Origin of the sequence: Allofournierella massiliensis (assembly GCF_004345265.1) — a bacterium.
Lineage (GTDB): Bacteria > Bacillota > Clostridia > Oscillospirales > Ruminococcaceae > Allofournierella > Allofournierella massiliensis.
Window position 1 is genome coordinate 65762 of sequence record NZ_SLUM01000003.1, and the last position, 24765, is coordinate 90526.

21 protein-coding genes are annotated in these 24765 nt (G+C 60.8%); 12 read left to right on the plus strand and 9 right to left on the minus strand.

Annotated features, from left to right (window positions below):
• Positions 1-30 precede the first annotated feature (30 nt).
• The gene (locus EDD77_RS02360; RefSeq protein ID WP_058962819.1) at positions 31-918 is read right to left on the minus strand and encodes an AraC family transcriptional regulator; all 888 of its coding nucleotides are present in this window, start codon (positions 916-918) and stop codon (positions 31-33) included.
• A 543-nt stretch (positions 919-1461) separates the two neighbouring features.
• Here EDD77_RS02360 and EDD77_RS02365 point away from each other — a divergent pair.
• The 12 genes from EDD77_RS02365 to EDD77_RS02420 all read left to right on the plus strand — a co-directional run bounded on the left by EDD77_RS02365 (position 1462) and on the right by EDD77_RS02420 (position 17068).
• Complete coding sequence (locus EDD77_RS02365; RefSeq protein ID WP_187120488.1) at positions 1462-2832, plus strand: carbohydrate ABC transporter substrate-binding protein; 1371 nt, start codon at positions 1462-1464, stop codon at positions 2830-2832.
• Positions 2833-2984: 152 nt separating this feature from the next.
• Positions 2985-3875, plus strand: a complete 891-nt coding sequence (locus tag EDD77_RS02370) for a carbohydrate ABC transporter permease (RefSeq protein ID WP_058962817.1) — start codon at positions 2985-2987, stop codon at positions 3873-3875.
• A gap of 21 nt (positions 3876-3896) precedes the next feature.
• Positions 3897-4793, plus strand: coding sequence for a carbohydrate ABC transporter permease (locus EDD77_RS02375; RefSeq protein WP_058962816.1), 897 nt, complete (start codon positions 3897-3899; stop codon positions 4791-4793).
• Between the two features lie 13 nt (positions 4794-4806).
• On the plus strand, positions 4807-5010 hold the full coding sequence (locus tag EDD77_RS02380; protein WP_058962815.1) for a DUF6903 family protein: 204 nt from the start codon (positions 4807-4809) through the stop codon (positions 5008-5010).
• A gap of 85 nt (positions 5011-5095) precedes the next feature.
• Complete coding sequence (gene gnpA / locus EDD77_RS02385) at positions 5096-7264, plus strand: 1,3-beta-galactosyl-N-acetylhexosamine phosphorylase (RefSeq protein ID WP_058962814.1); 2169 nt, start codon at positions 5096-5098, stop codon at positions 7262-7264.
• Between the two features lie 126 nt (positions 7265-7390).
• Positions 7391-8842: an arylsulfatase gene (locus EDD77_RS02390; protein ID WP_077138448.1), complete on the plus strand. Its 1452-nt coding sequence runs from the start codon at positions 7391-7393 to the stop codon at positions 8840-8842.
• A gap of 41 nt (positions 8843-8883) precedes the next feature.
• Entirely contained in the window at positions 8884-9903 is a 1020-nt protein-coding gene (gene galE / locus EDD77_RS02395) for a UDP-glucose 4-epimerase GalE (protein WP_058962813.1), read from the plus strand.
• Positions 9904-9949: 46 nt separating this feature from the next.
• Positions 9950-10873, plus strand: a complete 924-nt coding sequence (locus EDD77_RS02400) for a sugar phosphate nucleotidyltransferase (RefSeq protein ID WP_058962812.1) — start codon at positions 9950-9952, stop codon at positions 10871-10873.
• A 5-nt stretch (positions 10874-10878) separates the two neighbouring features.
• Positions 10879-11991 (plus strand): phosphotransferase enzyme family protein, encoded by a 1113-nt coding sequence (locus EDD77_RS02405; protein ID WP_058962811.1) that lies wholly within the window; start codon positions 10879-10881, stop codon positions 11989-11991.
• Positions 11992-12159: 168 nt separating this feature from the next.
• Positions 12160-13431: a glycoside hydrolase family 10 protein gene (locus EDD77_RS02410; RefSeq protein ID WP_242868288.1), complete on the plus strand. Its 1272-nt coding sequence runs from the start codon at positions 12160-12162 to the stop codon at positions 13429-13431.
• Positions 13432-13433: 2 nt separating this feature from the next.
• The gene (locus EDD77_RS02415; RefSeq protein WP_341439376.1) at positions 13434-16259 is read left to right on the plus strand and encodes a glycoside hydrolase family 2 TIM barrel-domain containing protein; all 2826 of its coding nucleotides are present in this window, start codon (positions 13434-13436) and stop codon (positions 16257-16259) included.
• A 233-nt stretch (positions 16260-16492) separates the two neighbouring features.
• Entirely contained in the window at positions 16493-17068 is a 576-nt protein-coding gene (locus EDD77_RS02420; RefSeq protein ID WP_058962809.1) for a hypothetical protein, read from the plus strand.
• A 52-nt stretch (positions 17069-17120) separates the two neighbouring features.
• Here EDD77_RS02420 and EDD77_RS02425 read toward each other — a convergent pair whose 3' ends face one another.
• The 8 genes from EDD77_RS02425 to nrdD all read right to left on the minus strand — a co-directional run bounded on the left by EDD77_RS02425 (position 17121) and on the right by nrdD (position 24593).
• Positions 17121-17936: an N-acetylmuramoyl-L-alanine amidase family protein gene (locus EDD77_RS02425; protein WP_058962808.1), complete on the minus strand. Its 816-nt coding sequence runs from the start codon at positions 17934-17936 to the stop codon at positions 17121-17123.
• 170 nt (positions 17937-18106) lie between these two features.
• Entirely contained in the window at positions 18107-19114 is a 1008-nt protein-coding gene (locus EDD77_RS02430) for a C39 family peptidase (protein WP_058962807.1), read from the minus strand.
• 183 nt (positions 19115-19297) lie between these two features.
• Positions 19298-20419 carry a hypothetical protein gene (locus EDD77_RS02435; protein WP_058962806.1) on the minus strand — a complete coding sequence of 374 codons (1122 nt, stop codon included), beginning with the start codon at positions 20417-20419 and terminating at the stop codon, positions 19298-19300.
• Between the two features lie 25 nt (positions 20420-20444).
• On the minus strand, positions 20445-21506 hold the full coding sequence (locus tag EDD77_RS02440) for a hypothetical protein (protein WP_058962805.1): 1062 nt from the start codon (positions 21504-21506) through the stop codon (positions 20445-20447).
• Positions 21503-22969 carry a sensor histidine kinase gene (locus EDD77_RS02445; RefSeq protein ID WP_058962804.1) on the minus strand — a complete coding sequence of 489 codons (1467 nt, stop codon included), beginning with the start codon at positions 22967-22969 and terminating at the stop codon, positions 21503-21505. Before EDD77_RS02445 ends, EDD77_RS02440 begins: the two co-directional genes overlap by 4 nt.
• Positions 22970-22982: 13 nt before the next feature.
• Entirely contained in the window at positions 22983-23636 is a 654-nt protein-coding gene (locus EDD77_RS02450) for a response regulator transcription factor (RefSeq protein WP_058962803.1), read from the minus strand.
• A gap of 283 nt (positions 23637-23919) precedes the next feature.
• Positions 23920-24441 carry an anaerobic ribonucleoside-triphosphate reductase activating protein gene (gene nrdG / locus EDD77_RS02455; RefSeq protein WP_058962882.1) on the minus strand — a complete coding sequence of 174 codons (522 nt, stop codon included), beginning with the start codon at positions 24439-24441 and terminating at the stop codon, positions 23920-23922.
• Between the two features lie 5 nt (positions 24442-24446).
• On the minus strand, positions 24447-24593 hold the full coding sequence (gene nrdD, locus EDD77_RS02460; RefSeq protein ID WP_143402985.1) for an anaerobic ribonucleoside-triphosphate reductase: 147 nt from the start codon (positions 24591-24593) through the stop codon (positions 24447-24449).
• Positions 24594-24765 lie beyond the last annotated feature (172 nt).

Sequence of the window (24765 nt, forward strand, 5' to 3'; positions counted from 1 at the left end):
CGATGTTCGGCGAAGGCGCTTTTGTTTTGCTCAGCTGTCGGGCTCGGCGGAGAGATCCTCATCGGTGCATCGGCTGGTTTTCCGATAATCGGTGGGGCTTTGGCCGGTGAACCGGCGGAAGCTCTGGGAAAAATAGCTGGAGGAGGAAAACCCCAGAAAATGAGCAATTTCAGAGAGGTTGTGGTCGGTGTGCTCCAGCAGATATTTGCTTTCCCGGATCCGCCGCTCAATCAGATAGTTGATGGGGGAGATGCCATATTCCTTCTTGAAGGAATGGGCCAGATAATACTTGTTCACGTGGGTGAGGTTTGCCAGCTGATTCAGGTCGATGGGCTCGGCAAAGTGTTCGTCGATGTAGCGGCGGGCAGCGGCGCATTCCTTGTTGGTATGCAGCCCCTGCTCGCTGTTCAGGGTAAAATGGGTGTGCCGCAGCAAAAGCGAGAGCAGCACCACCAGAAGATGCTGGCAGACATTCTCCCAGCCCGGCGGCTGGGTGGAGGCCTCCGAGATCAGCATCCGCAGCAGTGCCGCAATCTCGGAACGGGATTCCCGGTAGTTCAGCACCGAAAACTGCTGGCCCTTGGTGTCGAACACCAGGTCCACCCCGCTGATGCCCAGAGCGATGTATTCCAGCGGATTGCTGGGAATGCTGGATTCCGTGTGTTCCACGTTGGGGTTGATGATGATCATGTCGTCGCTGCCCACGGGCAGCACCCGGTCCTTCATGCGGAACTCACCGATGCCCCGCACGCAGTAAAACAGCTCCATGTTGGGGTGGCTGTGCAGGGTGCTGTGCCAGTCTGTGTTGAACTGGGCGTCGGTCACATACAGCAGGCTGGCGTTTCCCAGAAGGGCGGAAAAGGAGCCCGGTGAACGCTGGGAAACGCTCAGATCCAGATCATATCGTTTGGTGCTCATGCAAAAACCTCCCTGCCGGATATTTTTACGGCCGCATATCCGAACGATTTGTATCCGTTCGGCGGCTGCACAAGGCAAAAGACCGAAAATTCCGGAGAATTTATAAAATATTGAGCAAAATATAATCGATTGTTTGGCTTTATTATAACGCCATTTTTTTAAAATGCAAATTTGCATGAACAATTTTGGTTGATAAAGTGAAAAAATATGAGAGTGTGATGAAAAATTGGTCGTTTTGAATTGACGATAAAAACAAAAAATAGTGAGCTGTTCTACGAATTTTTTGACAATGGCAATATAGCCAGAAATTGTTTGGTTTTTTTGTTGATGTTAAATACAAAAATTACTCCCAAAAGGAGCACATACTGGGGAAAATGAACACAAAAACAAGCAGTATAAAAGTTAGAGCAAGAAAACTCTTGTATTCCTGGTTGGAAACGGTATACTGGAATCAGGAAATGCAGGGAAGCGCGAAAACCGAAGGAAGTGCAACAGCGTTCCTTCCGTCCCTGCGTTATGGATACACGAAACAGGAGGTACACTATGAAAAAGGCACTTAGCATGCTGCTGGCAGTCATGATGGCTGCATCCGTGTTCACCGCTTGCGGCGGTGGCACCACCAGCACCGGCTCTACCAGCACCGCCGCTTCCGGCGCGTCCGGTTCCACCGCTTCCGCAGAGGGCGATTACGCCGGCCAGACCCTGAAGGTCGCCGCCATTGAGACCGCTTACGGCTCCGAGATGTGGCAGAAGGTTGTGGATGGCTTCGAAGCCAAGACCGGCGCTACCGTAGAGCTGACCACCGACAAGAACCTGGAGGACGTGATCGATCCCCAGATGAAGGCCGGCAACTTCTACGACGTGGTTCATCTGGCCACCGGCCGTGAGAAGGCTCTGCCCGAGACCATGCTGAAAGAGAACGCTCTGACCGACCTGAGCGACGTTCTGGACATGAAGGTTCTGGGTGAGGACGTGACCGTGGGCGAGAAGATCATCCCCGGCTTCACCGGCAACCTGACCACCAACCCCTACAACGACGACCGCGTTTACATGATGCCCATGTTCTACAGCCCCTGCGGTCTGTTCTACAACAAGGCAAACTTCACCGAGGGCGGCGGCGAGCTGACCCTGCCCACCACCTGGGATGAGTTCTTCGCTCTGGCCGACCAGACCGACATCCCCCTGTTTACTTACCCCACCGCCGGCTACCTGGATGCGTTCATCTACGCCATGATCCCTGAGGTGGGCGGTCAGGACTTCTTCAACAACGCTCTGCGTTACGACGAGGCTACCTGGGCCAGCGAAGAGATGGGCCAGATGTTCGACGTGCTGGGCAAGCTGGCTGCGAACACCGAGAAGTCCACTCCCTCCAACGGCAACTCCGACAACTTCACCAAGAACCAGCAGCTGATCCTGGACAACAAGGCGCTGTTCATGCCCAACGGCAACTGGGTCATCGGCGAGATGGCCGACGCTCCCCGTGCTGACGGCTTCGAGTGGGGCTTCATGGCTCTGCCTGCAATGGAGCAGGGCGGCGACCGCTACAGCTACACCTTCTTCGAGCAGTGCTGGGTTCCCGCCGGTTCTCAGAATCAGGAGCTGGCCAAGGTATTCATCAGCTACCTGTACAGCGATGAGGCTGCTGCCATCTTCGCCGAGTCCGGTGCGGTTCAGCCCATCGTTGGCATGACCGACAAGCTGAGCGACGACAACAAGGTCTACTACAGCGTATACGACAACGGCGCCAAGGCTGCCATCGGCACCTTCGCCACCACCAAGCCCGTGGAAGGCATGGACTTCAAGCAGGTCTTCTGCTTCACCATGGACAGCGTTGTGAACGGCAACAAGACTGCTGAGCAGTGGCATACCGATATGCAGGATACCTGCAAGACCATGGCCGCAGCCATGGAGTAAACGTTGTCGGCGCTGGCCACAATGTTCAAATGCGCATGGCAAACTGGATGCGCCGTAAGGCGCCTGCCGCGCAGGTAATCTGGTAAACCGGGCGGTGAACAGAAGGAATCAGCCTTTTGTTCACCGCCTTTTAGGTGAGAGGAGTTGGCACAATGCAAAAAAATAAAGCGCGCAGCCGGTTTATTGTGGCATGCGTGGCGCCGGCCACAATATTGGCGTTCATTTTCCTGGCAATCCCCACATTCAACGTGTTCCGCATGTCCCTGTTCCGCTGGGGCGGCTATTCCCCCAATCAGGAATTTGTGGGTCTGGAAAACTTTGTCACCCTGTTCAAGGATGAAAACTTCCTCCGTTCCTGCCGCAACAGCATCCTGCTGATCGTGCTGGTCACAGCGGTGACCATCGTGTTCGCACTGCTGTTTGCCGCCATCCTGACCCGTGAGAACCTCAAGGGTCAGAACTTCTTCCGCGTGATCTTCTACATCCCCAACATTCTGTCTGTGGTTGTTATCAGCGCCATCTTCAGCGCCATCTACGACGCCAACAACGGCCTGCTGAACAGCATCCTGAACATCTTCCGGGGCGACGCGGAGCCCATCTACTGGATGGGTGACCAGAAGATCGTTATCTACAGCCTGGCCATCGCCATGGTATGGCAGGCCATCGGTTACTACATGGTCATGTACATGGCCAGCATGTCCTCCATCTCCGAAAGCCTGTACGAGAGCGCGAACCTGGAGGGCGCTTCCCGGACCAAGCAGTTCTTCAGCATCACCCTGCCTCTGATCTGGACCAACATCCGCACCACTCTGACCTTCTTCATCATTTCCAACATCAACATGAGCTTCCTGTTTGTAAAGGCCATGACCAACGGCGGCCCGGACGGCGCCACCGAGGTGTTCCTGAGCTACATGTACAAGCAGGCCTACACCAACTCCACCTACGGCTACGGCATGGCCATCGGTGTTGTGGTGTTCACCTTCTCCTTCGCACTGGCCGCCATCGTGAACAAGGTGACCGAACGCGAAGCGCTGGAATTCTGATCGGAAAGGAAGCGTGTGCGAATGAATGCAAACAAGAAAACAAGCGGCCAGAGAAGCGATGCGCTGATCAAAGCCGTGATTTATATCGTGCTGATCGTGCTTGCAGTCACGATCATTGTGCCCGTGGCGTGGGTGTTTATGGCATCCGTAAAGCAGAACAGCGAGTTCTACGGCAACCCCTTCACCCTGCCTCAGGGCCTCTACCTGCAAAACTTTGTGGATGCCTGGACCAAGGCTCGCATGGGCGAGTACTTCATGACCTCGGTCATGATCACCGCCATGTCGCTGGCGATCCTGCTGCTGGTGGCTCTGCCCGCGGCCTATGTGCTCAGCCGCTACAACTTCATCGGCCGCAAGGTCATCCGCGGCGGCTTCATGGCCGGCCTGTTCATCAACGTGAACTACATCGTTGTTCCCATCTTCCTGATGTTCGTGGCCGGTGACCGGGTTCTGAACTCTCTGTTCGGCAAATCCTTCTTCTTGAACAATCCCTTCGTGGTATCGGTGGTTCTGGCCTCCACCACGCTGCCCTTCACCATCTACCTGCTGAGCAGCTACCTGGCCACTCTGCCCAAGGACTACGAGGAAGCCGCCTATGTGGACGGCGCGGGCTACTTCACCACCATGGTGCGCATCATCCTGCCCATGGCCAAGCCCAGCATCATCACCGTAATTCTGTTCGAGTTCCTGGCTTACTGGAACGAGTACATCATCTCCATGACCATGCTCACCGATCCCAACGGCGCCCGCACCCTGCCGGTTGGCCTGCTGAACCTGATGAAGGCCCAGAACGCCAAGGCCGAGTACGGCCAGATGTACGCCGGTCTGGTTCTGGTCATGATCCCCACGCTGATCCTGTATATGTGTGTACAGAAAAAGCTCACTCAGGGCATGACTCTGGGCGGCCTGAAGGGCTAAGGAGGGAAACACGATGAATGAATACACCAAAAAGACCGTGAAACTGATCCTGGCCGGCATTGCTGCACTGGTGTGCCTGGCGCTGGTCATTGCGGGCCACTCCATGGGCTTCATGGCCGACACCCGGCAGGGAACGATCGGTCTGGGCATCCAGCTGGTGGGTCTGGCCGGCATCCTTGTGCTGCTGTATCTGTATAACAAACCCTACACAAAATAAAACGCACAAACGCGGCGTTCTGCCCGCGCCGAAAAGAGCGGGCAGAACGCCGTATTTTGGTCAAAACCAGGAAAAGAGGAACAACATGAGCGAGAAAAAACTGACCGGCCGGGTAACCATTCCCACCAATCTGGACATTGTGCCGGAAACCATTGATATTCTGAAGCGCTGGGGCGCAGACGCCATCCGCGACTGCGACGGCACCGAATTTCCCGAAGAGCTGACCAAGGTGGGCGCGAAGATCTACTCCACCTACTACACCACCCGGAAGGACAACGCCTGGGCCAAGGCCAACCCGGACGAGGTGCAGCAGTGCTACATCATGACCGGCTTCTACACCGCCACCGGCGACACTCTGTCGATTCCTCTGATGAAGGGCGTTTCCCAGGAGCTGATGGAAGTAAACACCCGCGACGACATCAAGCGCTGGTGGGAAGTGATCGACCGCACCACCGGTGAGGTGGTTCCCGTGGAGCAGTGGAGCTACAACGAGGCCACCGGCTGCGTGGAGATCACCGGCTGCACCGCCTTCCACGACTACACCGTGAGCTTTCTGGCCTACCTGATCTGGGACCCCGTGCACATGTACAATGCGGTGACCAACAACTGGCAGAACTTTGAGCACCAGATCACCTTCGACGTGCGCCAGCCCAAGACCCACAAGTTCACCATGGAGCGCCTGCGCAAGTTCATTGCCGAGCATCCCTATGTGAACGTGATCCGCTACACCACCTTCTTCCATCAGTTCACCCTGCTGTTCGACGAGCTGAAGCGTGAGAAGTATGTGGACTGGTACGGCTATTCCGCCAGCGTTTCCCCCTACATCCTGAAGCAGTTTGAGGAGGAAGTGGGCTACAAGTTCCGCCCCGAGTTCATCATCGATCAGGGCTACTACAACAACCAGTACCGGGTGCCCAGCAAGGAGTTCAAGGACTTCCAGGCCTTCCAGCGCCGCGAGGTTGCCAAGCTGGCCAAGGAGATGGTGGACATCACCCACGAGCTGGGCAAGGAAGCCATGATGTTCCTGGGCGACCACTTCATCGGCACCGAGCCCTTCATGGACGAGTTCAAGACCATCGGCCTGGACGCCGTGGTGGGCAGCGTGGGCAACGGCTCCACCCTGCGTCTGATTTCCGATATTCCCGGCGTGAAGTACACCGAGGGCCGATTCCTGCCCTACTTCTTCCCGGATACCTTCCACGAGGGCGGCGACCCGGTGAAGGAAGCCAAGGAGAACTGGGTGACCGCCCGCCGCGCCATCCTGCGCAAGCCCGTGGACCGGATCGGCTACGGCGGCTACCTGAAGCTGGCGCTGGACTTCCCCGAGTTCGTGGATTACATCGAGAGCGTCTGCAACGAGTTCCGTGAGCTGTACGAGAACGCCAAGGGCACCACCGCCTACTGCGTCAAGACCGTGGCTGTGCTGAACAGCTGGGGCAAGGCCCGCAGCTGGGGCTGCCACATGGTGCACCATGCGCTGTACCAGAAGCAGAACTACAGCTACGCCGGCGTGATCGAGGCGCTGAGCGGCGCTCCCTTCGACGTGAAGTTCATCAGCTTCGACGACATCAAGGCCGACCCGAAGCTGCTGGATTCCATTGACGTGCTGATCAACGTGGGCGACGGCGACACCGCCCACACCGGCGGCGCCGTGTGGGAGGACCCGGAGATCGCTTCTGCCATCAAGGCCTTCATCTACAACGGCGGCGGCTTCATCGGCGTGGGCGAGCCCGCCGGCCACCAGTATCAGGGCCACTACCTGCAGCTGGCCACCGTGATGGGCGTGGAGAAGGAGACCGGCTTCACCCTGAACTACGACAAGTACAACTGGGATGAGCATCGGGATCACTTCATCCTGGCCGACGCCACCAGGGAAGTGGACTTCGGCGAGGGCAAGAAGAACATCTACGCGCTGGAGGGCGCCCAGATCCTGGTTCAGAAGGACAAGGAAGTGCAGATGGCAGTGAACGAGTTCGGCGCCGGCCGCACCGTTTACATCAGCGGCCTGCCCTACACCTTCGAGAACAGCCGCATGCTGTACCGTTCCATCCTGTGGAGCGCCCACGACGAGGACAACCTGCATCGCTGGTTCTCCTCCAACTTCAACGTGGAAGTACATGCCTATGTGAAGAACGGCAAATACTGCGTGGTGAACAACACCTACGAGCCCCAGCATACCACCGTTTACAAGGGCGACGGCACCAGCTTCGAGCTGGATATGGACGCCAACGAGATCAAGTGGTATGAGATCTGATCGGCCCTGATCCGGTTTTGCATCAAGGCGGCCGCCCTCGGGAATGCCCGGCGGCGGCCGCCTCTTTCATTGTCGCGGCGGGGGAAAAACGCCCTGTCGCCTGTTTTCGGAAAGGTTGTGAACGCTGTGACGGACCGCCCCAATATTCTTTTCATCATGACCGATGAGCAGCGGGGAGACTGCCTGGGCTATGCCGGGCACCCGGATGTGAAAACCCCGTATCTGGACTCCCTTGCCGCCGACGGCATCTATTTTCCCAATGCCTGGTCCGCCTGCCCCACCTGCGTGCCCGCCCGGGCCATCCTGCACACGGGCCTGAGCCAGCGCCACACCGGAAAGGTGGGCTATCAGGATCGGGTGGACTGGAACTACGGCTGCACCATGGCCGGAGAACTGAGCAGGGCCGGCTACTACACCCAGTGCGTGGGCAAGATGCATGTGCATCCCCTGCGCAACTATCTGGGCTTCCACAACGTGGAGCTGCACGACGGCTACCTGCATGAATATCGTTACCCCAATGTGGAATACGGCGAAAACCAGCTGATTGCGGACGATTATTTCCACTGGCTGAAAAGCGAGCTGGGCGCGGATGCGGACGTGACCGACACCGGCATGGACTGCAACGGCTGGACCGCCCGCCCCTGGCCCTATGCGGAAAAATACCACCCCACCAACTGGGTGGCCAGCCGGAGCATCGACTTTCTGCGCCGCCGGGACCCCCGCCAGCCCTTCTTTCTGATGGCCAGCTTCGTGCGGCCCCACGCCCCCTACGACGCGCCCCAGTATTACTTCGACCTGTATAAGGACAAGGATCTGCGGCCGCCGGTGAAGGGTGACTGGAACGACACCGCCATGCTGGAAAAGCGGGGTATGGTGTTCAATTCCTGCACCGGGCCAAAAGACCCGGAGCTGATCCGCCAGCAGCAGATCGGCTACTACGCCTGCATCACCCATCTGGACCACCAGATCGGCCGCATCATTCAGGCGCTGATCGAGCACAGGCTGATGGACAACACCGTGATCCTGTTCACCTCCGACCATGGGGAGATGCTGTCCGACCACGGGTGGTGCCGTAAAGCACTGCCCTACAACGGCAGCGCCCACATTCCCATGTTTATCAGCGGGCCGGAGCGGTACATCGGCCCCCGGGGCCGCACCGACGATTCGCTGGTGGAGCTGCGGGACGTGATGCCCACCCTGCTGGAGCTGGCGGGCGCACCGATCCCCGCCCATCTGGACGGGCGCAGCATGCTGCATCCGCTGGACCGGGAATACATCCACGGGGAGCACACCTTCGGCTTCAACCGCTGGTCCAGCCAGTTTATTGTGACAAAGACCGACAAGTTCATCTGGCTGAACGAGCGGAACGAGGAACAGTATTTCGATCTGGTGAACGACCCGGACGAGACCCACAACGCCATCCATGACCCGGACAAGCAGGAGCGGATTGCCTACCTGCGCAATCTGCTGATTCAGGAGCTGAAGGATTCGGAGGAAGGCTATTCCGACGGTACCCGCCTGATTCCCGGCCGCACCCCGGTGAACTGTTTGTCCAACGTGGAGCTGCCCAACTGCTGAATGATGCCGGAAAACGGTTGAATAAGAAAGGATAAATCATTATGCCTATTTTGGTAAGCGGCGGCGCCGGCTACATCGGCAGCCACACCTGCATTGAACTGATGGCAGCCGGCCACGAGATTCTGGTGGCCGACAACTTCTACAACTCCTGCCAGGAGGCTTTGAACCGGGTGGAGCAGATCAGCGGCAAAAAGGTACCCTTTGTGAACATCGACCTGTGCGATGCGGCCAGGGTGGACGAGCTGTTCGATGCGCATCCGGAGATTGACGCGGTGATTCACTTCGCTGCTTATAAAGCAGTGGGCGAGAGCGTTTCCAAGCCGCTGGAATACTACACCAACAATCTGGTCAGCTGCCTGAACGTGCTGAACAGCATGCGCCGCCACGGGGTGAAGAACTTCGTGTTCTCCTCCTCCGCCACCGTTTACGGCGACCCGGCCAGCGTGCCCATCCGGGAGGATTTCCCCGTGGGCGCGGCCACCAATCCCTACGGCGCCACCAAGGTGATGAACGAGCAGATTCTGAAGGATCTGTGCAAGGCCGACCCCACCATGAATGTGGCCCTGCTGCGCTACTTCAACCCCATCGGCGCGCACGAGAGCGGTCTGATCGGCGAGGACCCCAACGGCATTCCCAACAATCTGGTGCCCTACATCGCCAAGGTGGCCGTGGGCAAGCTGGAAAAGGTGCATGTATTCGGCAACGACTACAACACCCCGGACGGCACCGGCGTGCGTGACTACATCCATGTGGTGGATCTGGCCCGGGGCCATGTGGCGGCGCTGAAAAAGCTGTCCACCAACTGCGGCCTGTTCATCTGCAACCTGGGCACCGGCCACGGTTACAGCGTGCTGGATGTGATCAAGGCTTACTCCAAGGCCTGCGGCAAGGAGCTGCCCTATGTGATCGATCCCCGCCGCCCCGGCGACATCGCCGAGTGCTACGCCGACCCCACCAAGGCACGGGAGGAGCTGGGCTGGGAGGCCCAGTACGGCATCGAGGAGATGTGCGCCTCCAGCTACAAGTGGCAGAGCATGAACCCCAACGGGTACAAGGGTTGAACGGCCTGCCCGTTAAGATTGCATTGAGAGATAGGGAGAGAGCATCATGAAAAAACCGATTCTTGTGGTGATGGCAGCAGGTATGGGAAGCCGGTACGGCGGCCTGAAGCAGATTGATCCGGTGGGCAACCACGGCCAGATCATCATCGACTATTCCGCCTACGACGCACGCCGCGCGGGCTTTGAGACCATCGTGTTCATCATCAAGCACGAAATCGAGGACGCCTTCAAGGAAGCCATCGGCAACCGGCTGTCCAAAATTATGGACGTGCGCTATGCCTATCAGGATCTGAACGATCTGCCGGAGGGCTATTCCGTGCCGGAAGGCCGCACCAAGCCCTGGGGCACCAGCCATGCCATTCTGGCCGCCCGTGACGTGATCGACGCACCCTTCGCCGTGATCAACGCCGACGACTACTACGGCCCCGAAGCCTTCAAGGAGATTTACAACTATCTGTCCACCCATCAGGACGACGACAAGTACCGCTTCGCCATGGTGGGCTATCTGCTGAAGAACACCGTGACCGAGAACGGCAGCGTGGCCCGCGGCATCTGCGTGGAAAACGCCGACGGCACCCTGGCCAGCGTGACCGAGCGCACCAAGATCGAGACCTACGAGAACGGCATCCACTTCACCGAGGACGACGGCAAAACCTGGACCGACGTGGACGCGGACAGCGTGGTTTCCATGAACCTGTGGGGCTTCTCCGAGAACTTCGTGGCCGAAGCCAAGACCCGCTTCGCCGCCTTCCTGGACAAGGCTCTGGTGGAGAACCCGCTGAAGGGCGAGTACTTCCTGCCCAGCGTGGTCAGCCAGCTGATCGAGGAGGGCAAGGCCACCGTTCAGGTGCTGCGAAGCACCGACAAGTGGTACGGCGTTACTTACAAAGAGGATAAGCCCGTGGTGGTAAAGGCCATTGCCGACAAGACCGCCGCCGGCCTGTATCCCGATGATCTGTGGAAGGAGTAAGCATCATGGCACTGTGCAAAGCGGAAGAAACCCTGTCCGAGGCCCTGACCGGCTTTGATTTCGGCGGTCAGATCGTGGGCGCCGTGCGTTACGGCAAGGGCCACATCAACGATACCTTCTGTGTATACACCCAGGACGAGGCGGGCGACTGCGTGCGCTTTATTTTGCAGCGCATCAACACCAACACCTTCACCGATCCGGACGGCCTGATGGAAAACATCGTGGGCGTGACCGACTATCTGCGCGGCATCATCGAGAAAAACGGCGGCGATACCGCCCGTGAGACCATGACCGTGCAGCGCACCAAAGAGGGCAAGAACTATTACCGGGACAGCCAGGGCGGCTGCTGGCGTGTGTATCCCTTCGTGGAGGGCACCGTCTGCCTGCAGGCGGTGGAGGATCCGGAGCAGTTCTACCAGAGCGCCGTTGCCTTCGGCAACTTCCAGCGTCTGCTGGCCGGTTACGACGCCTCCACCCTGCATGAGACCATTGCCAAGTTCCACGACACCCGCAACCGGTTTGCCAACTTCAAAAAGGCGCTGGAGGCGGATGCGTGCGGCCGCGCCAGGGACGTGCAGCCGGAGATCGACTTCGTGCTGGCCCGGGAGAAGGACTGCGCCGTGCTGATGGATCAGCTGGAGGCAGGCAAGCTGCCCCTGCGCGTGACCCACAACGACACCAAGCTGAACAACATCCTGATGGACAAGAAAACCGGCACCGGCATCTGCGTCATCGACCTGGATACCGTGATGCCCGGCCTTGCGCTGAACGATTTCGGCGATTCCATCCGCTTCGGCGCCAACCACTGCGCCGAGGACGAGAAGGACCTGAGCAAGGTGAACTTTGATCTGGATCTGTTCGAGATCTACACCAAGGGCTTTCTGGAGGCTGCCGGCGATGCGCTGACCGCCGCCGAAAAGGAGAACCTGCCCTGGGGCGCCAAGCTGATGACGCTGGAATGCGGCATCCGCTTCCTCACCGACTATCTGGAGGGTGACCACTACTTCCGGGTACACCGGGAAGGCCAGAACCTGGACCGCTGCCGCACCCAGTTCAAGCTGGTGAGCGACATGGAGGCCAACTGGGACAAGATGAGCGCCATTGTGGCCAAATACTGATTTTCAGGCACACAGGCGGCAGCCGGTTTTCCGGCTGCCGCTTTTTTGCGCTGCGCGGGCGTGCTGTGCTATAATAAGCACGAATCGCCCCGCATAGGAATGAAACAGGGCGCGGGCCGCCTGCCGCGGGGCCCCTTGCGCAAAGCCCGCCCCAAAAGGAGTTGATCCATGATGTGGAACAGGATATTCGCCCTGCTGGCCGCCGCCTGCCTTGCGGTGAGCCTTGCCGCCTGCGGCGGAACTGCACCCGGCGGCACGTCCGCCAGCACCGCCGGCAGCCAGACCGGCAGCCCCATTGTAAACGACACCGGCGACGAAGCCGAAAAGCCCGCTCAGGCTCAGCCGGAATACAGGGCCATGTGGGTGAGCTATCTGGAATGGCAGCAGTTCGATTTCTCCAGCGCCGAAGCCTTCCGGGCCGGGGCAGAGGAGATGATGGCCAACTGCGCCGATCTGGGCCTGAACACGGTCATCGCCCAGGTGCGCCCCTTTGCGGACGCCCTTTACCCCAGCCAGTACTTCCCCTGGAGCCATCTGTGCACCGGCACCCAGGGGCAGGACCCGGGCTTTGACCCGCTGGCCATTCTGATCGAGACTGCCCACGCCCACGGCCTTGAACTGGAGGCCTGGCTGAATCCCTACCGGGTGCAGCTGAACGCCGGCCTGCCCGGTCAGCTGGCGGATTCAAACCCCGCCGTCACCCGGCCGGAGCTGGTCAAGCAGGCGGGGGAGGGGCTGTATTTCGACCCCTCCAGCGAAGAAGTGCGCCAGCTGATCGTGGACGGCGTGACCGAAATCGTGATGAACTATGAGGTGGACGGCATCCACTTCGACGACTATTTCTACCCCACCACCGACCCCTCCTTTGACGCGGAGGAATACGCCGCATCCGGCACCTCCCTGAGCCTTGAGGACTGGCGGCGGGACAACGTGAACCAGCTGGTGAAAGCGGTATACGACGCCATCAAGGCGGCAAAGCCGGAGGTTCGATTCGGGATCAGTCCGCAGGGGAATATGGATAACAATTATAACGGCCAGTATAGTGATGTGGCCCTCTGGATGAGTACCCCGGGCTATGTGGATTACATACTGCCCCAGCTTTACTGGGGCTACGGCTACACCACTTCCGGCGGGCAGACCCGGTTCGGCTTCGAGAACATCACAAAGGAGTGGGCCGCGCTGGAGCGGGCCGAGGGGGTAGCCCTCTACTTTGGGCTGGGGGCCTACCGCATCGGCGACGGCGACGGCGGCAACTACGACGCGGCGGTGACCCAGTGGCAGACCGGCCACAATCTGGCGGATATGATCGGCACCGGCAGGGAAGTGGGCGCGGACGGTTATGTGCTCTACCGCTACGATTTTCTGTTCCACAACGGCAGCTGGGCGGATCTGGCCGCCAGCGAGTGCGCGGCCATCCGGGCGGAAAATCAGGTGGCCTGAGAATGGAAAAGGAGAGAAAAGCATTGATGCAGCCTGATTTGAATTGGCTTGTGAACCCGGAGGTGTTCGCGGTGGGGCGGCTGCCCGCCCACTCGGACCACCGGTGGTACCAGAACGAGGCGGAGCTGGCCCAGAAAACCATGGCCCTGCGCCAGAGCCTTAACGGGGAGTGGCAGTTTGCCTATAGCCCGAACCCCGCCGCCCGGCCCGCGGATTTCTGGAAGGAGGAGGCCGACCGTTCGGCCTTCGGCCGCATCCAGGTGCCCGGCCATGTGGAGCTGCAGGGCTATGGCCAGATCCAGTACATCAACACCATGTACCCCTGGGATGGCCGCAGCGATCTGCGCCCGCCCCAGATTGACTGGAACGACGCGCCGGTGAGCAGCTATGTGAGCCGGTTCGATCTGGACCCGGCCCTGGCGGGCAAGCCGGTCTGCATCTGTCTGGAAGGGGTGGAGCAGGCGTTCTATCTGTGGCTGAACGGCCAGTTCATCGGCTACAGCGAGGACTCCTTCACCCCCGCCCATTTCGATCTGACGAACGCCATCCGCCCGAAGGGCAACCTGCTCTGCGTGGAGGTGCACAAGCGCAGCAGCGCCAGCTGGCTGGAGGATCAGGACTTCTTCCGGTTCAGCGGCATCTTCCGGCCGGTGTATCTGTATGCAAAGCCTCAGGTGCACATCGAGGACCTGTGGCTGCGGGCGGGCCTTGCCGAGGACAACACCACCGGCACCCTTGCCCCCCGGCTGCGCCTTTCCGGCGAAACGGAGGGCGCGGCGGTGGAATGCCGGGTGAGCGACCCGGCGGGCCGGGTGCTGTTTGAGGGCCCGGTAAACCCGGACGGCAGCACCGCCATCCGCCTGCCCGATGTGTGCGCCTGGGATCATGAGCATCCGGTGCTGTATTCGGTGCTGTTCACGGTGAAAAACGTCGCGGGTCAGGTGGTGGAGCTGGTGCCCTATTCCACCGGCTTCCGCCGGTTCGAGCTGAAAAACGGCCTGCTTCTGCTGAACGGCGAGCGGGTGATGTTCAACGGCGTGAACCGCCACGAGTGGAGCGCCGAGCGGGGCCGGGCCATCACCGACGAGGATATGGACCGGGCCATGGATACCTTCCGCCGGGCCAACATCAACGCGGTGCGCACCTGCCATTACCCGGATCAGAGCCGCTGGTATGACCTGTGCGACGAAAACGGCATCTATATGATCGACGAGACCAATCTGGAGAGCCACGGCTCCTGGCAGAAGATGGGCGCGGTGGAGCCCAGCTGGAACGTGCCCGGCAGCCTGCCCCAGTGGAAGGAATGCGTGGTGGACCGGGCCCGCTCCATGTTCGAGCGGGATAAAAACCACACCGCCATCCTGTTCTGGTCCTGCGGCAACGAGTCCTATGCGGGCGAGGACATTCTGGCCATGAGCCGGTTCTTCCACGAAAACGACCCCAGCCGTCTGGTGCATTACGAGGGCGTGTTCCACAACCGGGAATTCGACCGCATCAGCGACGTGGAAAGCCGGATGTACGCCACCCCCGAGGCAATTCGGGAATATCTGGAGGCAAAGCCGGAAAAGCCCTTCCTGCTGTGCGAGTACATGCACGACATGGGCAACAGTCTGGGCGGCATGGAAAGCTACATCCGCCTGGGTGAGGAATTCGACCAGTATCAGGGCGGCTTTATCTGGGACTATATGGATCAGGCCCTCTGGCGCACCGACAGCCTGGGCCGCCGGGTGCTGGGCTACGGCGGCGACTTCGGCGAGCGCCCCACCGACTACAACTTCAGCGCCAACGGCATCGTGTTTGCGGACGGCAGCGAAAAGCCCGCCATGCAGGAGGTGCGTTACTGGTATTCCACCCCGGAGCAGCGCGCTGCTCACGATGCGAACAACCGGCGGGCAGCGCAGCAGTCCGCCCGCCAGCTGGCCGAATTGCAAAAGGAGCGGGCCGGCCGGGCCGAGACTGCCCCGGATCTGACCGTGATCGAGGGCGATGTGAACCTGGGCGTGCAGGGCGCCGGCTTTGAGGTGCTCTTCTCCTATGTGGAGGCCGGCCCGGTGTCGCTGATTTCCCAGGGTGTGCAGTGGCTCTACCGGGCCCCCCGCCCGGCGCTGTGGCGGGCCGCCACCGAAAACGACATCGGCAACGGATTCGCGGCGAAGAGCGCGGCCTGGATGGCGGCGGACGCCTTTGCCCGCTGTACCGGCTGGACGGTGCGGGAAAAGGGCCCCCGCAAGGTGGAAATTGCATACGAATTCGCCTTTGCCGCCGTGCCCGGCGCGAAGGTGGAGATTGTTTACACGGTGGATGCCGCCGGTACCCTGCGGGTGAAGGCGGAATTTGCCGGAGCGCCCGGCTTGTCCGGTCTGCCGGTGTTCGGCGTGCGGCTGGTTCTCCCCGAGCCCGCGTCCGCCATCGGCTGGACCGGCCTGTCCGGCGAGACCTACCCGGACCGGAAGAAGGGCGGGATGTTCGGCCGCCATACCGAGATTCCCCATATCCCGGATTATCTGGTGCCGCAGGACTGCGGCGTACACATGGACACCCACCAGTTCACGCTGGAGCGGCGGATCGCGGGCCAGCCGGACGCGGCACGGCTGGAGGTGTTCATGGAGGGCGAGCCCTTTGCCTTCAGCGCCCTGCCCTACACTGCGCAGGAGCTGCAGAACGCCGACCATCGGGAGCAGCTGCCGAACACCGGCCGCACCGTGGTCACGGTGATGGGCGCGGTGCGCGGCGTGGGCGGCATCGACAGCTGGGGCGCGGACGTGGAGCCCGCTTACCGGCTGAGCGCCGAAGAGAATCACCGGCTGGAGTTTGCCATTCAGCTGTGACCGGCTGATTTTGCGCTGTGAGCAGCCCCTTCCTGACCCCGAGTAAAGGGTCGGAAGGGGCTGCTTTTTTCTGCCTGCTTGTAAGCCGGTGGGTTTTGGATTATAATAAAAAGGTATCCACCCGCCGGCAGGCCCTGTTTTCAACGGGGCGGGGCTGCGGGAACTCTGAACAAAAACCGGACTTACGGGCGGCCCGTTGGGGGCTTTGCGCCCGCGAAACGGAGGACACAGCTATGAAACGAATGAAATCTCTGCTTGCCCTGGGCCTGGCGCTTGCCATGGCGGCCTTCTGCCTGACCGGCTGCTCGGGCAGCAGCGAGAAGGAAGCCGAGAGCGAAGCGGTGGAGGAAACCTACATCGCCTCTCAGGCAGGCGGCAGCATCACCTGGCCGGAAGGGCTGGACACCAGCGCCACCTTCGCCAGCCAGCTGGACGAAGCCAGCGGCACACTGTATGTGGTGTTCAACAGCGTGCAGAACCGGTTCACCAACTATTTCACCCCGGCGGGCGATTCCATCACGGTGACCAGCTACGCCACCAGCGAAAAGGACACCGCAACCACCCAGTATCTGGTGACTCTGTGGGAGGAAGCGGAGGGTGGCCGCGCCTATGTGAACGGCCACACCATCGAGTTTGCCACCGGCGGCGACTGCGCCACGGCCACCTTTGACGGCCTGACCCCCGGCAAGAACTACAAGATCGGCATTGCCTACATGAGCGGCGTCTACCGCATCAGCGGCGGGCTGAGCGTGAGTGGCCTGTCCAGTGCACAGGCGCTGGAAGCGGACACCAACACCGAAGCCGCCTGAACCGCAACCAACAAAAATCCCCTTTCCGGCTGGAAAGGGGATTTTTTTATGGTCAGGAATTGCTTTGCTCCGGTTCGGGCGAAAGGCCGTAATACTGGCGGATGGCCCGGTAGTAGCACCGGGCGGCTAGCTGGCAGCCCTCCGGCGAGGCAAAGGCGGCCAGATCGCTTTCGTTTGTGATGAAGCACTGTTCCGCCAGCACCGAGGCGCAGCCGGTGCTGTTCACCATGGCGAAACTGGGGTAATCGTTGGGATTGGTGTCGCTGCGCTCCCGGATGATGCGCTGGTTGTTCTCGTCGTAATAGGCATAGCGCACCCCGCCCTCGCCCCGGAGGCTGGCCCCGGCGGCGCTCATTTCGGCGGCGATGAAATCCGCAAAGCGCAGGCTGTTTTTGTTGTACCGATTGCCCGGCGGGGCGGGGAAGCACTCGAAGCCGCTGGCCTGACCGGAGCCGCCGTCTGAATTCATGTGGATGGACAGGCTGAGGGTGGCGTCCGATGCGGCCACCCGCTTGGCCCGGTCGGCGGCGGGCAGGTCCTCGTTCCAGTCCGAGCGGCACATCACCGGGGTGATGTCCGGGTCGGCCTCCAGCAGGTCCCACAGGGCCTGGGCGGTGGCCTGGGTCAGGTCGCACTCCCGCACGCCGTTTACCCCGATGGCGCCGGTATCCGAGCCGCCGTGGCCTGCGTCGATGGCCACGATGCGGGCCTGCCTGGTGGGGTCGTCCTCCCGCTGGGTGGAAAATTTGGCCAGCGCGATCCAGAAGGCGGCGGCCAGCAGCACAAGGGCGAGAATGGGGGCCGCCAGCCGAAGCAGGCGCGGCCGCTTTTTGCGCCGCCGGGGGCGGCGAAGGGTTGCAGTGGGCATGAAAAATACAATCCTTTCGGGGAAAAGTCGAAAACTGTCGTCTTTTATAAGACGAGAAAAGCCCCCGGATCATTTCGTTTTGGGGCAAAAAAGCCCAGCCGTGCGTCTGGGCTTTTGCCCCCGAGGGGCGATAAGAAGGAGTTGAAAAGCAACGAAAAAAGAGGTAAAATTCAGCGCAGCACCACCGCACGGCTTCCCATGGCGGTGTAGATGGACTCGAACTGACTTCGGTCGATCAGGGTGTCCCCCTGCATGGGGTCGGCCAGATAGCAGCAGGTTTCGTCCATACCGGTGAGCACCACGCAGTGCAGGTTGGTGTAGGGGGTGTAGGTGCGGCCATTGGGCAGCGTCCAGGTGAAGGAATTGTTGAACCGGGGCTGCTCGTAGTCCTGGGTGAACCACACCGCCACCGGCGTGCCCTGCCGCAGCAGCTGCTCCAGCCGGGCCATGTCCGCGCCGGTTTCACTCTCGGCCCGCAGGTCGGAGCCCTGATCCCGAAGATAAGCGTTGGCCGCTTCGATAATGGGCCCCTCGAAGCAGTACCAGCCGTCCGAGGAGCTGGCCGGATTGCCCGCGTAGGCGGTTTCCGGATCCGGCCCGTAGCGGTTCAGCCCGTTGTAGGTGAAGCTCTGGCGGGGCAGGTAATCCTCGGCCAGGGCCGCAAGATCTACCGGATAGCCGCTGTATTCCAGCAGGGTGGTAAGGCTTGCCGCCTCGCAGCCGTTGGGCAGCGCGGGTTTTTGCAGCACCGTGCGCACCGTGAGCATGCCGCTGCCGCTTGCAAAGGCGGTTTCCGGCGCCGGGTTTGCAATGGTCTGCCCGGTGGCCAGGCTGCCCATGGAGGCCAGCAGCCGGTGTTGAGCCAGCAGATCAAACACCGAGAACAGGGCCGCGGCGCACAGGGCCAGAACCATCAGCTTGCCCAGCACAAGGGCCAGCGTATGGCGCTTTCTGCGGCGGTGGGCCGGAGCGTGGGCGGCAGGTCGGGGCCGGCGGTAAACGGTGGGCGCGGGCGCCGCCGCTCGGGCGTTTGACCGCTGCGGCTGGGGATAAGCGGAGACCGGCCGCTCCGCCGGCCGGCGGATGGACCGCTGCCGGCCGGGCAGGGAAGAAGAACAGGGCGCCGCGTGGTAAACCGGTCGGCGAGCATTTTGAACGGAAAGCGTGCGGGCAGCCATGGCGGCGAACCTCCTTTTCAGCGTTTGCCTATTAGACGCAGAACCCGCAAAAAAATCACGCGGGCCGCGCCTTTTCCGGCTGACTTTATTATAGAAGGGGAACGGAAACCAAGTCGCCAAAGAAATGTATCCAAGTTGCAAATTTTAAGGCCCCCCTGCTTTGCAGGGGGGCTGATGTGTTTTTTACTGGAGGCCGAAGCCGGTGTAGGCCTGCAGCAGCGGGTCAAAATACAGACCCAGCGTATGTTCGGATATCTGGAATAGAACCAGATAACAGCCGTCCTGACGCAGAATCTGCAGGTCGATGTTATACATGGTCGAATAGTATTCCTGCAAAAAGCGTTCCACGGCCTCCGGGTCGTTCGGGTTCGGCTCGGGCCAGTTAATCTGTTCCCAGGGAGGAAGCTCCAGCAGCTGCTCATTTTTCTGGAAATTATCCAGCAGAGTGGAGCAGAACCATTCAAGGGTGGAGTAGGTGTAGGAAAATTCGCCCTCTGCGTCTTCTTCCTCACCAGTGCCAAGACCTGTGATTACAGTGGAGGGAAAGTCCGCCTGCAGGGTGCTGAGCACCCACACCAGCGGACCGTCGCAGTAATAGGGGGCTTCCTGATGCCCCCCACCCGCCAGCTGCAGCAGCTGCTCCAGCAGCGTTCCGTATGCCTGCCGGTACTGCTCCTCGGTGGGAGCGTCCATGGCGGCCGAGGGGATGATCAGTGCGCTGTAACAGTAGCGGCCGGTGCTGATCATTCGGCCGGAACTGGAATTGATCACGCCCTGATAGATCGGGGTATCCGGCGCCTGCGAGTCGGCAATCTGAATGGGGATATTGTCGTAAAAGCGGCAGACCACATTGTCGCGCTGGTAGGCATAGCAGGCAAAGTCGTTCTGCAGCTGGTCGGAAAGGGAGAGCGTCAGCTGCTGATCAAAGTTGCTGTAATTGAGCAGATTCTGCAAAATCAGGCTGGCATTGTTCTCCTCAAATGCCTGACGGGGGGTGTAGGTCAGCGGATAGCCCAGCGCCTGCGCCCGGTCGTGGTAGCGGGCCCGGGGCCAGAACTCCACCCGCTCGGTGCGCTGGCCGATCACGTTGTATACCGGCAGCGCGGCAAAGGAGTCCACCTGGCCGGAGGGGGCGGTCAGCAGGGAGGAGGCCCGCACGGCGCAGGTTCCGCCCGCGGCGAGAATCAACACCGTGAGCAGCACGAAGGCCAGGTTTGCCCGCAGCGTGCGGGTGAACGGCCAGGATGGCTCTGACCGGGGTGTGCGGCCGGGGCGCACCGGGGATTTTGCTTTGTTTGTGTGCATGATATGTTTCCTTTCCCGCCCGGGCTCACAGCTGCTGCAGGCCGAACCCGCACCAGGTTTCCAGCACGGGGCTGTAATAAAGGCCCAGAGTGGAGCTGCTGTCGCCAATGAGTACCAGATAAAATTCCTCCAGCCGCAGAATCTGTAACGACAGGCCCTGACTGGAAAAATGATCCTGCAGCAGATCGGTGGCGCGCTCCGGATCGTCCAGATCGTAGGGGAAGGTGGCGGAGGTATACAGCTGCTCCAGCGTATGCCCCATATAGATGCCCAGATCACTCAGGGCACAGGCGCTCTCGAAGGTCATGCCGGCGTTTTCAAAGGGAGCGGTTCCCAGGGTGAGGAGCATGGTCTCGATGGAGACAAACCGGTCGATGCGGGCGCCGCACAGCTGCTGCAGATCGTCCACCAGCGAGGCGTATGCCTTTTCAAAGGCTTCCTCTCCGGCGTTCTGCTGGGGATGGAACAGCACGGTGTAGCACACGGGCAGGCAGGAAAACCCGGTGGACCAGCCCATGCTCAAATCCACCGAACCCGGAATCTCCCGGCCGGTGCTGTCGGAATAGGTGCAGGGGATGTCGTCGACGAACCAGCAGCGCACTTCCTGAAGAAGATCGTCGTACGTCCAGGAGGAAACCAAAGCGCCATCTGCGGCAATCAGGCTGCACATTCCGTCCGGCTGCATCAGCTGCGTCAGATGATCCCGGCTGTTCAGCCGGTTCAGCGCATCCAGTGCAAAAAACGGATGGTTACTGGAGGAGGTGGGGGGCAGGTCGTGATACTTGGCCATGGACCAGAAGCTGGCCTGATCGTTCTGCTCGCCCACCATGTTGTAGGCGGGCAGGGCCGCAAGGCTGTCGATCTGGGCGCTGGGCCGGATCAGGCACTGGGCCAGAAAAAACAGGCACAGGGCGCTGCCGGCCAGCAGCACCATTGCGAGCGCGGTAAACCGCAGCGGGAGACTGCGGCCGGCTGCCGGCTCATTTCGAATGGAATAGCTTGCGGGGATGTGGGGCTGTTTGCCCGCCGGGGCAGAGCCCGGGCCCGGTTTTGTTTGACTGTGCTGTTGGCTGCGCCGGATTTTCATGCGTTGCCTCCTTTCTCTGCGCCGCCGGAAGAGGCGGGCGGAAAGGTGAGGGTGATGAGGGTGCCCTCGCCCAGGCGGCTGTCGATGACGAAGCTGCCCTTGTGGATGCGGCAGATCTCCTCACACAGCGCAAGGCCAAGGCCCGCGCCGCCCGCCTTGCGGCTGCGGGATTTGTCCACCATATAAAAGGGCTGGCGAATCTTTTCCAGCTCCTTTTTGGGAATGCCCTGGCCGTGATCCCGGATCAGAATCTCGATGTTCTGGCCCTTGCGGTGGGCCAGCAGCTGGATCAGGCTGCCCTCCGGGCTGGCCTTTCGGCCGTTGTCGATGAAGTTGTACAGCAGCGATTTGAACAGCTCCCGGTCCATGTCCACCCACAGCCCCGGCTCGCAGCCGTACTGCAGGGCAAGCCGGCTGCTGTTCAGCACCGGCTGCATGGCGGTGGCCACCTCGTCGATCACGCCGGAAAGCTCCTCCGGCGCAAAGATCAGGTTCTGGCTGCCCACGTTCAGCAGCTCCATCAGCTTGCCGGACAAACTGCGCATCCGCTTGGTTTCGTCCAGAATGATGCCCGCGTATTCCCGGCGCTTTTTTTCCGGCACATCCTTCTGCAGATAGAGCAGATCCGCAAAGCCCAGAATGCTGGTGAGGGGTGTTTTCATCTCGTGAGCCATGTTGGCGATGAAGGTTTTCTGATCCTGCGCCACCTGCTCCAGCTGGCCCACATGCTGCTGCACCGCCTGGGCCATCCGGTTCATGTCCTCGCCCAGATCGGCCAGTTCATCGGCGCCGGAGATCTGCACCCGCTCGGCATAGTTGCCCTTGGCGATGCGGCGGGACGCCCGGGACAGCTGTTCCAGCCGGCGCAGCTGCACCTTCACCAGCACCAGCAGCACCACCGCGGCGGCAAGGCTCACCACCATGCCGAAGGACAGGGCGGTGAGCGCCTGACGCTGCAGCTGAGCGCCCAGATCGGTCACGTCGAACACGGACACGATGCGGAAATCCACCTGCTCCAGCGGCAGCGGGGCATTCAGCGCCAGCAGCATCCGGTCGCCCTGATTGAAGATGCGGGTATAGGTGAGGGAGGTGTCCTGCCGGTCACTGCTGATCAGGTCGGCGGCGGCGCACAGGCCGGTGGGGTCGTCCAGAAGGCTGGCACCGCCCGCATCGAACATCTGGAAGGCCAGCATATAGCTGTCCGTCTCCTGGCTGGACAGGGCCGCCTGCAGCGCCTGCCGGGTTTCGGTCTCGCTCAGGCTGATCTGGCCGGACTGCAGCCGCTGGTTTACCACGTTGGTTTTGATGGCGTTCATCAAAGACTGCTGCTGCAGGGCGGCCCGCTGCTTTTCCCGCTGCCACAGCTGGGTCTGGGTGTTGTTCAGAAACAGAAGGCTCAGCCCGCCGGTGGCCAGCACCAGCAGCGCCAGAGAGGACAAAAAGATCTTCTGCCACAGTTTCACAGGCGGGCTCCTTTCAGTGTTCCAGCCGGTAGCCGATGCGGGGCAGGGTGACCAGCTTGCCGGAAAGGCCCAGCTTCTGGCGCAGCCGCTGCACATGAATGTCCACGGTACGGGTTTCGCCGGCAAAATCGTAGCCCCACACCAGCGAGAGCAGCTTGTCCCGGGAGAGAGCCAGATCCTGATTTTGCAAAAAGACCCGCAGCAGCTCGAATTCCTTGGGGCTCAAGGCCACCGGTTTGCCGTTCAGGGTCACTGTGTGGCTGGAAAGATCCTGGCAGATGCCCCGGTATTCCAGCACCTCCCGGCCCTTGCCCCGGCGGCGCAGGGCCACCTCCACACGGGCCAGCAGCTCCAGCGCCTCGAAGGGCTTGGCGATGTAGTCCTCGGCGCCCAGATGCAGCCCGCGCACCTTGTCGGCCACCTGCTGCATGGCGGACAGAAAGATCACCGGGGTACCCTGGCTGGCCACCCGCTCCATCACGGAGAAGCCGTCCAGCCCGGGAAGCATCACATCCAGCAGCACCAGATCAAAGCCGCCTGCAAAGATGCGCTCCACGGCCTGCGCGCCGTCGGAACAGATTTCGCAGCTGTAGCCGCCCAGAGACAGGGTGGCCTCGATCATCTGGGCGATGTGTTCTTCGTCCTCCACAATCAGGATATGTGCCATGGTTGTTTTCCTCCTTTGGTTCCGGCCGGGGCCGGAAAACCGATCGCGTTACACTTATTGTATCATAATCCGGCCGCAAAATGGGCCAACTGGTAAAATCCTGTTGAACAGGGCCGGCGTTGTTTTTTCTGCCGCACCGGCCGACAGGGGATTTTGCCTTCGTCTCTATTATTGCATACAAAGGGTAACACTGTCGGCAAGAAGTTGTATCAAAACTGCAAACAAGGCCCCCACGCCGCCGGAAATGTCCGGGGTGCGGGGGCCTTGTTTAAAACATGTGCGGTTATTCGTGCTCGCCCACCCAGCGTTCGCGGGTCTCCCACACGGCCTCGCCCTGGGCAAGGCTTTTGGGAAGATCCAGAATGCGCTGGTTGCGGCTGCCCCGAAAGCGCAGCTCCAGGCTCATCTCGGCCTGTACGAAGGGGCCGTCGATGAGGGTGTCCAGAAGGGTCAGAAGCTCTTTCTGGGCAGGGGTGCCGTGCTGGTACAGCTCCTCGAAGGTGTAGCCGGTGTAGCTTGCCACCTCGTAGCCGGCGGCGCGGGCCAGCCGGACGAATTCCAGCATTTCCGGCCCGGCCTGGGCGAAGGGTTCGCCGCCGGACAGGGTGATGCCGCGGCAGAGCGGATTCTTCTTTGCCATCTGGATCAGCTGTTCGGGGGTAAAGGGGGTGCCGCCCTCAAAGGGCCAGGTTTCGGGGTTGTGGCAGCCGGGGCAGTGGTGTGGGCAGCCCTGGAAAAACACGGTAAACCGGAGACCGGGGCCGTCCACAATGCTGTCGCCGGCGAAGCCTGCTACCTGCAGCATGGCGCTCACAGGTGCTTCACGCGGTCGCGCTCTTCGGCCTTCTTGGCGTCGTTCCATTTGTCCATGGTGCCGACCAGATAGCCGGTGATGCGGCGGATGCGCTCGAAGGGAACGTCCTTACCAACGACGGATTGTTTCTGCATAGCGGACATAGAAAACTCCTCCTTTTATCAGGCGCCGCCCGCCCCGAAAAAGGCAGGCGGCGTAAAAAATTCAAAAGCAAATGGGGGATAAGACCATTATAGAAAGAACACCGGCGGCACAGCGTTGCCGAAGCAACAAAACAATTGTGCGGGCTTAATCAGCAAAACGCAGAGGGCCAAT